Here is a 14,962-nt window from a genome sequence, read left to right as displayed (position 1 = left end):
GCGCCCGTGCTGGCTGGCAATATTTTACTGTGCTGCCAACACATATCCGGCGTAGGCGACAAGCATCACGATCCCGATCCCCCGCCCGATCGTTTGACGGCGCAACAACAAAGTCAGAACCAAAGATACCCCGATCATGATCGGCAAATCAAAGGTCAGGAAGCGGCTGGCAACCGGGATCGGGGCAATGATGGCGGTCAGGCCAAGAATACCCAGAATGTTGAAAATGTTCGATCCGACGATATTGCCGATGGCAATTTCCGACTGCTTGCGAAACGCCGCGATTAACGAGGTCGCCAGTTCCGGCAGGGACGTGCCAACCGCAACAACCGTAAGCCCGATAAAGGCTTCTGACACGCCAAAGGTCCGGGCAATCGTCACCGCCCCATCGACCATGAAACGCGCGCCAAACATCAACGCCACCAGCCCGCCAATCACCCAGATCAGCGACAGCCACAAGCCACGCGCCGGAACCGGCAGATCACCCTCATCGGCAAGCAGCGCATTGGGCGCATTGCGTGATTGGCGATAGGCAAACACAAGATAGGCAACAAGCGATGCAAACAGGATACCGCCGGCAACGCGCCCCATCATCCCGAAGGCAAAGATCGGCACAAGGGCAATGGCTGCCGCCATCATCACCGCCGTGTCGCGTTTCAGCGTATCGCCAGAAACCCGGATCGGCCAGACAAGGGCCGATACCCCCACGATCAGCAGAATATTGGCGATGTTCGATCCCACAACATTGCCAAGCGCAATATCGGAAACCCCGCGCAGGGCCGCATCAACCGAAACCAGCAATTCCGGGGTCGATGTGCCAAAGCCAACCACGGTCAAACCAATCAGAAGCGGCGGCATCGCCAGACGTTGCGCGATCCCGACACTGCCACGCACCAGTGCCTCGCCCCCTAAAAACAGACCGGCAAGGCCCGCCAGCAACATCAGATATTCCATAACCAAAGCCCCCAAAATGCGCCAATGATCAATATTGTCACAGCATACAGCGCGCAGATGTGTGTGCGCCCCGGGGCCAGCGCAAGTGACCCCGATTACATTTCCGCCCGCAAAGCAAAACGGCCGGGAATTTCCCGGCCGTTAACGCAGATTTCCAGATGGATATCAATCCCAGCGTTTGGTCGCGCGGATGATCGCATCGGTATCGATCTGATAATATTTATAAAGATCAATGCTGTCGCCGCACTGGCCAAACGCATTGACGCCAAGCGGGGCGACGGCGTGACCGCGGACCGAACCAAGCCACGCCAATGCCGCCGGATGACCATCGATCACGGTAACAAGCCGCGCATCCGATGCCAGCGGTTTCAGAAGGTTTTCGATATGGGCCATGCGCCCGTCCGATTTGCCTTCAAGGCGCGCCCGTTCCAGATCCTGCCATTCGTTATAAAGCCGGTCGGTCGATGTCACCGCCAGAAGGCCAATCCCCGGATGATCGGCTTCAAGTTTTTCCCACGCGGCAATCGCTTCGGGGGCCATGGCCCCGCAATAGGCAATCGCCATTTTGCAATTTTCGCCCGGTTCACGCAGCCAGTAACCACCCGATACGATTTCCGATTTGGTCACATCGGAAAGATCACGTTCCGGCTGTGCCAGCGGCTTGGTCGACAGGCGCAGATAAACCGATCCGCCATCGGGATTTTGCAGATGATCAAATGACCATCCCATGATGGTCGCAAGTTCATCGCCAAAGCTTGGCTCGAAACTGGTCAGGCCCGGCTGCCCCATGCCGATCATCGGGGTTGAGATCGACTGATGCGCGCCCCCTTCGGGCGCCAGCGTAATGCCGCTTGGCGTGGCAACGACCATAAACCGCGCATCCTGATAACAGGCATAATTCAGCGCATCGAGGCCGCGCGCAATGAACGGATCATAAAGCGTTCCAATCGGGAACAGGCGTTGGCCAAACAGGCTGTGCGACAGGCCAAGGGCGGCCAGGTTCAAAAACAGGTTGTTTTCGGCAATGCCCAGTTCGACATGCTGGCCTTCGGGCGATCTGATCCATTTCTGGGCCGAGGGCACCTTGCGTTCGCGGAATTCGTCGGCAAGATTTTCGCGTGCAAACAGCCCGCGCTGGTTCACAAACCCGCCAAGGTTGGTCGATACCGTCACATCGGGCGATGTGGTGACGATCCGGTCCGCCAGATCGCTATCCTTCATTTTCGCAAGCTCGTTCAGGATTTTGCCAAAAACTTCCTGCGTGCTCGATGTATCAACCCGGGCATAGGGCATTTCGGGAATGTCGATGACGGTTGCCAGCTTCTTGCGCGATTTGCCGTCATTAAACGGTGCTGCATCGATATAGGCACGCACCTTGTCCTCGGCGACGTCAAGACCGGCGGCATAATCCCATTCCTGCCCGTCCTGAACATTGTTCTGTTTTTTGAACGCATCCATCTGGGCCACATTCATAAGGCCGGCATGGTTGTCCTTATGCCCCTGAAGCGGGGTGGCATAGCCCTTGACCGTATAGGCGATAAAGATTGTCGGCTTGTCATTGGGAACGGAATCAAACGCATTCAGGACCGCTTCCATGCAATGCCCGCCCAGATTGGTCATCAGGTCATGCAGGGCATCGTCATCATAATCGCCAAGCAAACTTGCCAGCGCATTGTCGCCCGGCATATCGCCAAGGATCTGTTTGCGCCATGCCGCACCCCCCTGGAAGGTCAGGGCGGAATAGACATCGTTTGGTGCCTCATTCAGCCATTTTTTAAGCGACTTGCCACCCGGCTTGGCAAAGGCATCATGCAGTTTGCGGCCATATTTGATGGTGATCACGTTCCAGCCAACGGCGCGGAAAAACCGGCCGATCACCCGGAACAGATGTGCATCGATCATGCCATCAAGGCTTTGACGGTTATAATCGATCACCCACCAGACATTGCGAATATCATGCTTCCAGGTATCAAGAAGCGCCTCATAGATATTGCCTTCATCCAGTTCCGCATCGCCAACAAGGGCGACCATACGACCGGGCTTCTCCCCACGCGGCAGCATATCCTTGTAACGCAGGTAATCCTGCGTAAGCGCCGCAAAGTTGGTGACCGCCGCCCCAAGCCCGACCGACCCGGTCGAAAAATCAACAACATCGCCATCCTTGGTCCGCGACGGATAGGATTGCGCCCCGCCAAATGCGCGGAAGTTTTCAAGCTTTTCCCTGGACTGACGACCAAACAGATAATTGATCGCATGGAAAACCGGCGAGGCGTGCGGCTTGACCGCGACCCGGTCCTGCGGGCGCAAGACGTTGAAATAAAGTGCTGTCATCAATGTGGTCATCGATGCACAGCTTGCCTGATGGCCACCGACCTTGATGCCATCACGCTTCGGGCGGATATGGTTGGCGTTATGGATGGTCCAGCTTGATAGCCAGCGCACCTTTTTTTCAATCTGGCCCAGCATCTCAAGATCCTTGGCCGCCACGCGCCCGGTCGAGGTTGCTTCGATCATTTCGCCAATTTCAGGTGTGCTGTTTTGTGCTGACATCTTTATCTCGCCTCTCGCTGGCGTTTCGGCCCGGTTGCACCGGTATTGCCGCACGCCTTATTTCGGTATGGGATTGCGTATTTTTGCTGCTGCGCGACGCCAATCAAGCGAAAGCAACAAAAATCGCAGGATTGACGAAACTTTCAAAAAACCCTCGTTCAGCCCACGCAAGTTTTTTGAAATTCGTCGAATGTGGCACACAGGCCCGGAATTGATTTTTGGCTGTCTTCAATCCCGATTCGGGATGCCTTAGAGCCTTTTCCGTTTAGATTGAACCGTTTTGCCGGAGGCATTCTTCTGTCCTGCAAGGAAAGGATCGCAGAGCGTAGCGGGGCTACGGTCAAGATCCTTGACGCTGCGGGGCAGAAGAATGTCCCGGCCCGAAGGGTTCGGGTTTGGCGACGTTTCGCTACGTTACACCGCTTGAACGATGCCCCGCATCGCCCTTGCGCGCTGTGCCTTGCAAAACCGTTCGCCAAACGCGAGCAAAATCGCTTCAATCTAAACGGAAAAGGCTCTAACCCTGCCAGGGCGGTTGCCGCATGGCGTGGAACGGCATCCACGCCATGCGCAACCTTATACGGACCGCAAATCGTTCGGGGGGGTGCGGTCCGCCTCCCTTGTTCGGGAAATGCCTGAAAATGCCGGGCTATTATTCGGCGGCAATCGCCATCTGATCGCCGTCCAGCGCCTGTTCAAGATCAGCCAGAATATCGTCGATGCTTTCAAGACCGGCGGACAGACGGATCAGACCATCGGTGATCTGATACTCCGCGCGTTCTTCGGGCGTATAGGTCGAATGGGTCATGGATGCCGGATGCTGGATCAGGGTTTCGGCATCGCCAAGGCTGACCGCACGCGTGATCATGTTAAGACCATTCATAAGCTTGCGGCCCTCTTCGATCCCGCCTTTAAGCTCGAACGCGATCATGCCGCCAAAGCGGGCCATCTGCTTTTTCGCCAGCTCATATTGCGCAAAGCTTTCAAGACCGGGATAGAAAACCTTTTCGACCTTCGGGTGGTTTTCAAGGAAGGCCGCGATTTTTTCCGCATTGTCGCAATGGCGTTCCATGCGAAGTTCAAGCGTCTTGAGCCCCCGCATCACCAGATTGGCATCCTGCGGCGACAGGACCGCACCGGTCATGTCTTTCAGACCGACAAGGCGGACCTGTTCAAGGTCTTCCGCACGGCCAATCACCGCACCCGCCATCAGATCACCATGACCGCCCAGATATTTGGTCGCCGAATGCACAACGATATCGGCTCCCAGTTCGATCGGGCGCTGCAGATACGGCGTGCAATAGGTGTTATCGACCACGACCTTGGCACCATGTTTATGGGCGATGTCGGAAATGGCTTCGATATCGACCAGGCGCATGTTCGGGTTGGCCGGGGTTTCGAAATAAACGATTTTGGTTTTGTCCGAAATCGCCTTTTCAAGCTCCTTCGGATCGGTCAGATCGACATGGGTATGCTTGATCCCGAATTTCTCAAGCCCGTGACGGAAATAGGCAAATGTGCAGCCATAAAGCGTGCGGTCCACAATGATCTCGTCACCCGGCGCAATGAATGTCCAGAAGACCGACGTAATCGCCCCCATGCCCGATGCGGTTGCAAGGGCGGCTTCGCCGCCCTCAAGCACCGCCAGACGACTTTCAAGAAGGGCCAGCGTCGGGTTGGCAATACGCGAATAGATAAAGCCCTGTTCTTCCCCGGCAAACATCCGCCCGCCCTGTTCGGCGGTTTCAAATGCGAAGGTGGAGCTCATGTAAACCGGCGGGTTCAGCGCGCCATTATGGCTTTGCGGATCATACCCATGATGGATGGCGCGGGTGGCAAAACCGGATTTGGTGTGACGCGGATCAGACATGGAAGGCTCCCGTTATCTAAAGTGTTCTGCCCTCATCTCCGCAAGGCCCGTGCCAGAATTGAAAACCCCTGTATTTCAATTACTTAGCGCCACAGCCCTTAGATCAACTGTAAACTTAAGTTTACAAACACCTTCACCAACCGCGACATTCCACCAAAATCACTGGAAAACAGCCCCTTACGACTGTATAGTTTTCGATACAGTGTAAACATTTCGGTACAGCCATGCGTTTTGAAATCACCGGGGAAAACAGGGTCGGCATCACGCGGGACGTCGTCAATGTGCTGGCGGATTTCAAACTCGATATCCGCGCCTTTGAGGTCACAACCCACCATATCTTTGCCGATATCCCGGCGATCCGGCCGGAACGTTTTCCGCTTCTGGCCCATCGTTTGATGCAGCTCCCCGGTATTGAAGACGTCAAACCGATTGACCGCCTGCCGACCGAACGACGGCGTGCGCAGCTTCACGCAACCCTTGCCGCCCTTGGCGATCCGGTGATCGCGGTGGATGCCAATGGCCTGATCGCGCAGGCCAATCCGGCCGCGCAAAATATCGCAGGCTCCCCCGATGCGCCGTTGCGCGACCGGCCCTTGGCCGATTTCCTGACCGATCCGGATATTGATGACCTGCGCCAAAGCCATTTCCGCCTGCCAGAACGCGAGGTCACGCTGGGCGGGCAGACCTATCTGTTGCAGGTCGAACCCATCGGCCATGTCGATGATGGCACCGATGCCGCCGATGATGAACCCTGGGGCGGGGTCATGGTGTTTCACCGTGCCGCACGCCTTGGCCGGGTGATGACCGCGCTTCAGGACCGCAGCCACACCGGATTTGACGACATCATCGGCCAAAGCAAGGTTCTGGCACGGGTCAAGGCACAGGCAAAACGCCTGGCATCAGTCGATGCCCCGCTTCTGATCCTCGGTGAAACCGGCACGGGGAAGGAACTATTTGCCCGCGCCTGCCACCGCGCAAGCAACCGCGCCGATCAGCCGTTTCTGGCCCTTAACTGTGCCGCCATGCCCGAAGGTCTGGCCGAAAGCGAACTGTTTGGCTATGCCGCCGGGGCCTTCACCAGTGCTAGGCGTGGCGGCAAGCCGGGGCTTCTGGAACTGGCCGATGGTGGCACATTGTTTCTGGATGAAATCGGCGAACTGACACCGTATTTACAGGCCAAGCTTCTGCGCGTGTTGCAGGATGGCCGGTTCCGGCGCGTCGGTGGCACGGATGAAATCACGGTTGATGTCCGCATCATCAGTGCGACCAACCGCGACCTTGAAGCCATGTCCCATGACGGCACATTCCGCGAAGACCTTTATTTCCGCCTTAACGTCCTTGGCATCACCCTGCCGCCCTTGCGCGACCGGCGCGAAGACATTGCCGAACTGGCGCTTTATTTCGTCACCCGCACCGCCCAGCAAACCGAACGCGCAACACCCCATATCGCAAGCGATGCCCTGTCCTGGCTTGCCAGCCACGACTGGCCGGGCAATGTGCGCGAACTGGAAAACACCCTATTTCGCGCCGTCGCCCTGCTGGATGGCGACATCCTGACCGCACGCGACCTGACCACCACCGCAAGCAACCCGCCCGCCACGGCCACGGATGAAACCGCAACACCCCGCGATCTGGCAACCACCACCACCGCAACCGACCCGATCAATGCGGCCATTGCGCAGGGCACACTTGCCGATGGGATGGACATGCTCGAACGTGAAATGCTGATGCGCCTTTACCCGGATTATCCAAGCTCGCGGAAGCTTGCCGAACGGCTTGGAATCTCGCACACTGCGATTGCCCGCAAGCTTCGCAAATATGGCATTTCCGGTTGATCTTGCCTCCCATGTTGCATTGCGGCATGATCCACCTAACTTAACAAGAGGAACAACTCCTCACCCACAGGGAGAAACATCATGCTGACAGGCAAATGCGCACTTGTTACCGGATCGACCAGCGGCATCGGTCTTGCCATGGCCAAGGCCCTTGCAGGGGCCGGGGCGGATGTCATGCTGAACGGCTTTGGCGACAAGGACGAAATCGAGGCCACCCGCAAATCGCTTGAAACCGAATTTGGCGTCACCGCGCATTACAATGGCGCGGACCTCTCCAAACCCGACCAGATCGAAGCGATGATGATGGACGCCGCCGACAAATTCGGCGGTGGTGCCGATATCCTGATCAACAATGCCGGCATTCAATACACTGCCCTGATCGAGGATTTCCCGCCGGAAAAATGGGACGCGATCATTGCGATCAACCTGACCTCGGCCTTTCACACAACGCGCTTTGCCCTGCCGAACATGAAAAAGAAAAACTGGGGCCGGATCATCAATACCGCCTCCGCGCACGGGCTTGTCGCATCGGTCCAGAAGGCCGCCTATGTCGCGGCCAAGCACGGCATCATGGGCCTGACCAAGGTAACGGCCCTTGAAACCGCCGAAAGCGGCATCACCGCCAATTCAATCTGCCCGGGCTGGGTGCGCACCGAACTGGTCGAACGCCAGATCGAAGCCAAGGCCAAGGAAGGCGGCATTTCCATCGAACAGGCCGCAACCAATCTGGTCTCGGACAAACACCCGTCCAAACAGTTCGTCACCCCCGAACAGATCGGCCAGACCGCGCTGTTCCTGTGCTCGGACGCCGCATCCCAAATGACCGGCACGCATATGTCGGTTGATGGTGGCTGGACCGCGCAGTAAAGTTTTCATGCAGCTATTTTGACACCGAACGGTAGCAAAGCAGCGCATTTTGCTTGAATGATACCGAATAGTTACATAATCTTGTCTCAGGTAAGAATGAAACTGTTCGGTGACATCATGATCATTCGAAACATCGACGATATTCGGGAGGCCGCGCGCAGATTACGCAAGCAGCGCGGCCTTACCCAAAGCCAGACCGCAGCCCTTATCGGCTACAGCCGAAAATGGCTATCGTCATTCGAGCGCGGCAGCAGCACCCCGCCAATTGACATGATCATTCGCCTGTTTGTTTTACTGGGCAGCCCTTTATCTCTGACCGATCTTCAGACCAGCGCAACACCAAACGATCTATCCGGCGTTATCGACATTGACGAGGGGCTTTAATGACGCAGGAAGCCTCTGTTCGGTTGCACGGCATCGAAATCGGCACACTTGGCACCGACGATAATGGTGACCTGCGCTTCCGCTATAGTCCCGATCACATTCACCGATCTGCCACCGATCAAACCGTAAATCACCAACTATCCCTTCGCCTGCCGGTGCCGACCCAAGCGGGTGAAAATCACTGGTTTGATGATGCTGAATGCGGGCCTTTCTTTGCCGGGCTGCTGCCAGACAACAAATTGACCCGTCGAAAACTCGCTCTTGTTTTAAGCAAAGATCACGACATCGCCGCAGATGACGAATTTGCAATGTTATTTGCCCTTGGCAAGGATTGTGCGGGGGCGGTATCCATCGCCCCAACTGGTACTGTTGAAACCCCCGAAGATACAACCCATCCGGAATATCGAATTCTAGACGAAGCAGAACTTGCCAGGCACATCCGCGATTTGCCTGCACGCCCCCTATTCGTTGATGCGCAGGGCGAAGTCCGCATTTCGCTGGCAGGCGTGCATGACAAGGCCGTTGTTATTCGAACCGGCGAAAAGATTGCCCTGCCGCATGGCAATACACCAAGTTCCCACATCCTCAAGACCGATATTCAGGGCCTTCCGGAATCGATCCGCGTCGAACATTATTGCCTTAAAATCGCCCGTGAAATCGGGCTTCCCTGCCCACGGTCACACATTTTGCAAGCAGAAGATCAGATTTTCATGCTTGTCGCACGATACGACCGGACATTGCGCGAAAGATCCGGCCAACGATATTTGACCCGCCTGCATCAGGAAGATTTCTGTCAGGCGCTTGGATATTTTCCGCATCAGAAATACGAGCGCGATGGTGGCCCAGACTGGAAAAAAATGTTTGCCGCGCTGGATTTCAGCCGCGATCCTGCCCGCGATAAACTGCTGCTGCTACGATATGCCATTTTCCAATATCTTGTCGGCAATCCTGATGCACATGCCAAAAATTACAGCCTGATCTGGCAGGCTGGCGGTGTGCGCCTCGCCCCGCTTTATGACCTCAATAACGCCGCAGCATTTCGTAATTTTTACAAAGAGCAACGCATTCTCCTCGCCATGTCCATCGGTGGCGAACGCAACCCGAAACTGCTTGGCCGTGAACATTGGGAATCTTTTGCATCCGATATCAATATCAGCTCAAAGCTGGTGATCGACGAACTTGCAACACTCTCCAAGCTAACCGAAAAAGCAGCAACCAAACTGCGCCAAGCCACGCGTGGAACAATTGCGGACACAAGCCTGCTTGATCTCGCCCTGGAAGACATTAAATCGCGCTGCCAGAACCATTGAGTGATACCGAACGGTATCATTCCCTCGATTTCAGGATAAATGATACCGTTCGGTAACAAAAATTACCCCAAATACCGCCCCAAATGCTCCACCAGCATCCTGATCTTGGGGCTAAGGTGCCGGTTGGTCGGGTAAAGCGCCCAGATACCTTCATCGGTCGGCTGGAATTTGGACAGGACCGGGATCAGATCACCGCTGGCGATCCACGGATCGACGTAATAATCCGGCAACTGGACAATGCCGATGCCCTTTAGCGCGGCATCAAGTAACGCCTGCCCGCTATTGGCATGGATGGAGCCATGAATGCGGATGGTGCGTTCCCGGCCGTCTTCCTCAAACCGCCAGTAATCCAGCGTCCCGACAAGGCAGTTATGCCGCGCAAGCTCCGAAAGCGAATGCGGCTCTCCACGTTTGGAAAGATAGGCTGGCGATGCACAGGCATATAGGCGTCGGGTTGAAAGCTGCTGGCTCATCAAACTGCCGGTCGTGCCATCCAGCCGCCCAAGCCGGATCGCCATGTCATAGCCTTCCAGCACCAGATCAAGTTTCTGGTTGGTAAAGCGGCACTGGACTTCAAGTTCCGGATATCGCGCGACGAAATCATTCACCAGCGGCGCAATCACGGTTTCGCCGTAGGTGGTGGGCGCGGTCAGTTTAAGCTTGCCACGCGGCACCTGTGTCAGGGTACCGATTGCCCGTTCCGCATCCTGCAAACCATCCAGCAATTGTCGGCAATGCTGGTAATAAACCTGCCCGGCTTCGGTAGCACTAACCTTGCGCGTGGTGCGGTAAAACAACTGCACGCCAAGCTTTTCTTCTAACGCGGTGATCTGGCGGCTGACCTGGGCCACGGAAATGCCAAGCTGCTTGGCGGCTGCCGTAAAGCTTTTGCGCTCCGTCACGGCAACGAATTCGCTGATCCCGTCCCACGCATTCATTATTGCATCACCGTAAAAGTCATTTACCGAAATACCGGATTATCAGATCAGGGGAAATAAATAAACTGTTGGCAGTAAATCATTCAAGCCGGAGGAGCGACATGAGCGCCCAAACCATCACCTGCAAAGCCGCCATTGCCTGGGAAGCGGGCAAGCCGCTATCGATTGAAGACGTTCAGGTCGCCCCGCCCAAGGCTGGCGAAGTCCGTGTGCGCATTGTTGCCACCGGCGTTTGCCACACCGATGCCTTTACCCTGTCGGGCGACGACCCCGAAGGCATTTTCCCCGCCATCCTTGGCCATGAAGGCGGCGGGATTGTTGAATCAATCGGCGAAGGTGTGACCAGCGTTGCGGTCGGCGATCACGTGATCCCGCTTTACACCCCGGAATGCGGCGAATGCAAATTCTGCAAATCGGGCAAAACCAACCTGTGCCAGAAAATCCGCGCCACCCAAGGCAAGGGCCTTATGCCCGACGGCACCACGCGCTTCTCGCAGAATGGCAAGCCGATCTATCACTATATGGGCTGCTCGACCTTCTCGGAATATACGGTTCTGCCGGAAATCTCGATTGCCAAGGTCAACAAAACCGCCCCGCTTGAAGAAGTCTGCCTGCTGGGTTGCGGTGTCACCACCGGCATGGGGGCCGCCACCAACGCCGCCAAGGTCAAACCGGGTGACAGCGTTGCGATTTTCGGTCTTGGCGGGATTGGCCTTTCGGCCATCATCGGCTGCAAAATGGCGGGTGCCAGCCGCATCATCGCCATTGATATCAACGAAAAGAAATTCGAACTCGCCAAACAGCTTGGCGCGACCGACACCATCAACCCGCAAAAATTCGACAAGCCAATCCAGGACGTCATCGTTGAGATGACCGATGGCGGCGTTGAATACAGCTTTGAATGCATCGGCAATGTCAATGTGATGCGTTCCGCCCTTGAATGCTGCCACAAGGGTTGGGGGGAGTCGGTGATTATCGGCGTCGCCGGTGCCGGTCAGGAAATCTCGACCCGTCCGTTCCAGCTTGTCACCGGTCGCGTCTGGCGCGGCACCGCCTTTGGCGGGGTCAAGGGCCGTTCGCAACTGCCCGATTATGTCGAACGCTACCTTAAGGGCGAATTCAAACTGTCCGATTTCATCACCCACACCATGAAGCTTGAAGACATCAACGAAGCTTTCGACCTGATGCATGAAGGCGAAAGCATCCGTTCGGTCATCCACTATTAAGACCATCTGGCTTCATACGAAAAACCCGCCCTGCCGGTAAAATTCCGGCAAGACGGGCGAACGGGAGAATAAAATGGGCATTGAAAATTCGTCCAGCAACAAGGTATTCGGCGGCTGGCACAAACAATATACCCATCGGTCCGATGTGCTGGGCTGCGATATGCGGTTTGCCATCTTCCTGCCGCGTCAGGCGGGCAAGGGCAACCGTGTGCCGGTGATGTACTGGCTCTCGGGACTGACCTGCACGGATGAAAACTTCATGCAGAAGGCCGGCGCGTTTCGCATCGCAAGCGAACTGGGCATTGCCATCGTCGCCCCCGACACCAGCCCGCGTGGCGACCATGTCCCCGATGACGAAGAAGAAGCCTATGACTTCGGCAAGGGCGCCGGTTTTTACGTCAACGCGACACAGGAACCCTGGGCGCGCAATTACCGCATGTATGATTACGTGACCAGGGAACTTCCGGCCCTTGTCCGCGATCATTTCCCGATTTCCGATGACGCGGTGATTTCCGGCCATTCGATGGGCGGGCATGGTGCGCTGATGATCGCGCTTAAAAACCCGGGCATGTTCAAATCGGTGACGGCCTTTTCCCCGATTTCAAACCCGATCAATTGCCCGTGGGGCCAGAAGGCGCTTGGCAATTATCTGGGTGATGACAAATCCGTCTGGAAGCAATGGGACAGCTCGGAACTGATGAAGGCCGCAACCGCCAAGGATATGCAAACACCGGCCCTTGTGGATCAGGGCGATGCCGATGGCTTCCTGACTGAGCAACTTAAACCCGATACGCTTTTTGCCGCCGCAAGCCATGCCGGTTATCCGCTGAACCTGCGCATGCAGGAAGGCTACGACCATAGCTATTACTTCATCGCGAGCTTTATCGAAGACCATCTGCGTTTCCACGCGTGGCATCTTGGTATCGCCTGAGATCAGGTAACCGCATCAGAACCCGCACCCAAGCGGTTTTCACCCGGCACGCGCCTCGTCCCTGTAGGCGTGCCGGGTCTTTTTTTCTGAAATGCGAAAACAGGCTTAATCCGGGTCAAAGCTGCGCGCATCAATGGCATCGGCGACATCGTCCGCCGTTTTAAGCGTGCGGATGATCAGCGGCACGACAAGCGCCAGCACCGATTTATCAAGCCCGCGTGCGCGTTGCGCATCGCGGATTTCATGACCGATTTGCGCAATCACCGGAATAAATCGCAACACCATCGAAAAGGCCAGACTGACCTTTTCCGGGTTCACCCCAAACCGCGCCAGCGGCCTCATCGCCCGTTCCAGCGCGGCCAGCATGTCGGATGTTCTGGTCGTCAGGGTGACAAGCCCGGCGAAGGTAACAATTGCGGCTAGCCGGAAAATCACCACAAGCCCCGCCTGCCAGTCATTGAGCCAAAGCTGCACGGCAAAGAACAGCGCCAGCAACCACAATATCGGCCTGATCTGCGCCCACAGGATGCCGGGGCCAAAACCCGACGCCGGATACAGAACAAAAACCGTCACCAGCACCACCGCCAGAACCGGCCAGTCAGGGATCAGAAAAACACCGGTCCCCAGCAGGATAAGGGCAAGCACCTTTAACCCCGCTGCCGCCCGGTGCAGGGCGGAATTGCCATCGATGTAAAGTCCGGCAATCACGCCATCATCTCCCGATAACGGGGGATGGCGATGGCCGGGACATCGTCACAGGCGATCCGGCCATTTTCAAACACCAGCACCCGGTCATAACCGGCAATCAGATCAAGGTCATGGGAAACGGTGATGACGGTCTGATCCAGTTCGGCAATCGCGCGTTCGACCCGGTTGCGATTGCGCAGGTCAAGCAGCGTGGTCGGCTCGTCAAAGATGATGTAACGCGGCGCCATCACCAGCACACCGGAAATCGCCAGAAGCTGCTTCTGCCCCCCGCTTAACAAATGGCTGGGATGGGTTTTGAAATCCGACAGGCCATATCGCGCCAGAACCTCGTCGATACGACGATCAATCTCGTCCTTGGGCAGTTTAAGCGCCTTCAGGCCAAAGGCGATGTCTTCTTCGACCACCGGATAGACGATCTGGTTATCCGGGTTCTGAAAGACAAAGCCGACATGGCGGCGCAATTTGCGCCCGTCCTTGGCGGCATCGAAATCATCGACCCGCACAGTCCCCGACGATGCCACCTGAAGACCGTTCAAAAGCCGGACAAACGTGCTTTTACCCGATCCATTGGCCCCGACAATCCCGATCCGCTTTTCGGAAAGTGACAGTGAAATATCGTCAAGCACCCGGCACTGATCAAATTCCACGGTGACATTTTCAAGCGTGATCATCGGCACCCGACGCAAAATTTCAGACAGGGAATAACAGCAAAAGGCGCGATCTTCGGATCGCGCCCCATCAAAACCTAGCGTGCCCTGGAAATCAAGGGATAGGCGCGCCGGACCGCCATGCAGGCCGCCGTCGCAATCGCAACCTTGATCACATCGCCAATCAGGAACGGTGCGGCACCAACGGTCGCCTGCCAGTAACTGATTTCAACAACGATGCTGACCCAAAGATTGCCAATCGCATACAGAACAACAATCCCGCCAATCGCGATCGACAATGCCGCGTTAACGACATTCAGCCTGTCCCAGAATTTTTCAATCAGCAGGCCGATCACAAAGGCTGAAATCACCCAGCCAACGATAAAGCCCCCCGTCGCCCCCAGAAGAACGCCAAAACCACCGCGACCACCCGACAGAAGCGGCAGGCCAAGCGCAACCAGCACAACAAACAGCAGGATCGAAAGCCCGCCACGACGCGCCCCCAAAATTGCCCCGGCCAGCATCGGCCCCAGCGATTGCGCGGTCACCGGCACCCCGGTAATCGGCAGGGTGATGGGTGGAAACAACCCAAGCACGGCAGTCACAGCGGCAAACAGCGCGATATAGACGATATCTTTTGTGTTCATGATTTTACGATCCTTACTTCCGTTCTCCCCGGCGAAGGGATAGCGCCAAAACCGCAGACCGCCAAGGAAAATGACGCGTCATTCCTACCGGAATG

13 protein-coding genes are annotated in these 14,962 nt (G+C 56.4%); 6 read left to right on the top strand and 7 right to left on the bottom strand.

Annotated features, from left to right (window positions below; genetic code table 11):
* Positions 1–24 precede the first annotated feature (24 nt).
* The 3 genes from AUP42_RS09365 to AUP42_RS09350 form a co-directional block, all read right to left on the bottom strand.
* Complete coding sequence (locus AUP42_RS09365) at positions 25–954, bottom strand: calcium/sodium antiporter (protein WP_062951209.1); 930 nt, start codon at positions 952–954, stop codon at positions 25–27.
* 165 nt (positions 955–1,119) lie between these two features.
* Entirely contained in the window at positions 1,120–3,504 is a 2,385-nt protein-coding gene (locus AUP42_RS09360; RefSeq protein WP_062951207.1) for a transketolase, read from the bottom strand.
* Between the two features lie 652 nt (positions 3,505–4,156).
* Positions 4,157–5,374, bottom strand: coding sequence for a methionine gamma-lyase (locus tag AUP42_RS09350; protein ID WP_062951202.1), 1,218 nt, complete (start codon positions 5,372–5,374; stop codon positions 4,157–4,159).
* Positions 5,375–5,598: 224 nt separating this feature from the next.
* On the opposite strand from AUP42_RS09350, the gene AUP42_RS09345 reads away from it, so the two are divergent.
* The 4 genes from AUP42_RS09345 (at position 5,599) to AUP42_RS09330 (ending at position 9,770) form a co-directional block, all read left to right on the top strand.
* Positions 5,599–7,209, top strand: coding sequence for a sigma-54-dependent transcriptional regulator (locus AUP42_RS09345; protein ID WP_062951200.1), 1,611 nt, complete (start codon positions 5,599–5,601; stop codon positions 7,207–7,209).
* Positions 7,210–7,290: 81 nt separating this feature from the next.
* Positions 7,291–8,076, top strand: coding sequence for a 3-hydroxybutyrate dehydrogenase (locus AUP42_RS09340; protein ID WP_062951199.1), 786 nt, complete (start codon positions 7,291–7,293; stop codon positions 8,074–8,076).
* Between the two features lie 96 nt (positions 8,077–8,172).
* Complete coding sequence (locus AUP42_RS09335) at positions 8,173–8,460, top strand: helix-turn-helix domain-containing protein (RefSeq protein ID WP_062951198.1); 288 nt, start codon at positions 8,173–8,175, stop codon at positions 8,458–8,460.
* The gene (locus AUP42_RS09330; RefSeq protein ID WP_062951193.1) at positions 8,460–9,770 is read left to right on the top strand and encodes a type II toxin-antitoxin system HipA family toxin; all 1,311 of its coding nucleotides are present in this window, start codon (positions 8,460–8,462) and stop codon (positions 9,768–9,770) included. The genes AUP42_RS09335 and AUP42_RS09330 overlap by 1 nt, the downstream gene beginning before the upstream one ends.
* A gap of 62 nt (positions 9,771–9,832) precedes the next feature.
* Here AUP42_RS09330 and AUP42_RS09325 read toward each other — a convergent pair whose 3' ends face one another.
* Complete coding sequence (locus AUP42_RS09325) at positions 9,833–10,708, bottom strand: LysR substrate-binding domain-containing protein (protein ID WP_062951191.1); 876 nt, start codon at positions 10,706–10,708, stop codon at positions 9,833–9,835.
* Between the two features lie 101 nt (positions 10,709–10,809).
* Here AUP42_RS09325 and AUP42_RS09320 point away from each other — a divergent pair, with 101 nt between their 5' ends.
* On the top strand, positions 10,810–11,934 hold the full coding sequence (locus AUP42_RS09320; RefSeq protein WP_062951189.1) for an S-(hydroxymethyl)glutathione dehydrogenase/class III alcohol dehydrogenase: 1,125 nt from the start codon (positions 10,810–10,812) through the stop codon (positions 11,932–11,934).
* 73 nt (positions 11,935–12,007) lie between these two features.
* Positions 12,008–12,865 carry an S-formylglutathione hydrolase gene (gene fghA / locus AUP42_RS09315; RefSeq protein WP_062951188.1) on the top strand — a complete coding sequence of 286 codons (858 nt, stop codon included), beginning with the start codon at positions 12,008–12,010 and terminating at the stop codon, positions 12,863–12,865.
* 105 nt (positions 12,866–12,970) lie between these two features.
* Here the strand turns inward: fghA and AUP42_RS09310 are convergent, their stop codons facing one another.
* The 3 genes from AUP42_RS09310 to AUP42_RS09300 all read right to left on the bottom strand — a co-directional run bounded on the left by AUP42_RS09310 (position 12,971) and on the right by AUP42_RS09300 (position 14,867).
* Positions 12,971–13,573 carry an energy-coupling factor transporter transmembrane component T family protein gene (locus AUP42_RS09310; protein ID WP_062951184.1) on the bottom strand — a complete coding sequence of 201 codons (603 nt, stop codon included), beginning with the start codon at positions 13,571–13,573 and terminating at the stop codon, positions 12,971–12,973.
* The gene (locus AUP42_RS09305) at positions 13,570–14,244 is read right to left on the bottom strand and encodes an energy-coupling factor ABC transporter ATP-binding protein (protein WP_062951182.1); all 675 of its coding nucleotides are present in this window, start codon (positions 14,242–14,244) and stop codon (positions 13,570–13,572) included. The genes AUP42_RS09310 and AUP42_RS09305 overlap by 4 nt, the downstream gene beginning before the upstream one ends.
* Positions 14,245–14,318: 74 nt before the next feature.
* A complete protein-coding gene (locus tag AUP42_RS09300) occupies positions 14,319–14,867 on the bottom strand; it encodes a biotin transporter BioY (protein WP_062951180.1) in 549 nt (182 codons plus the stop codon).
* Positions 14,868–14,962: the final 95 nt, after the last annotated feature.

The organism is Thalassospira lucentensis, assembly GCF_001613805.1.
Classification (GTDB): domain Bacteria; phylum Pseudomonadota; class Alphaproteobacteria; order Rhodospirillales; family Thalassospiraceae; genus Thalassospira; species Thalassospira lucentensis_A.
Note: the sequence above shows the minus strand (reverse complement) of the source record. Positions and strands in the feature narration are given on the sequence as shown.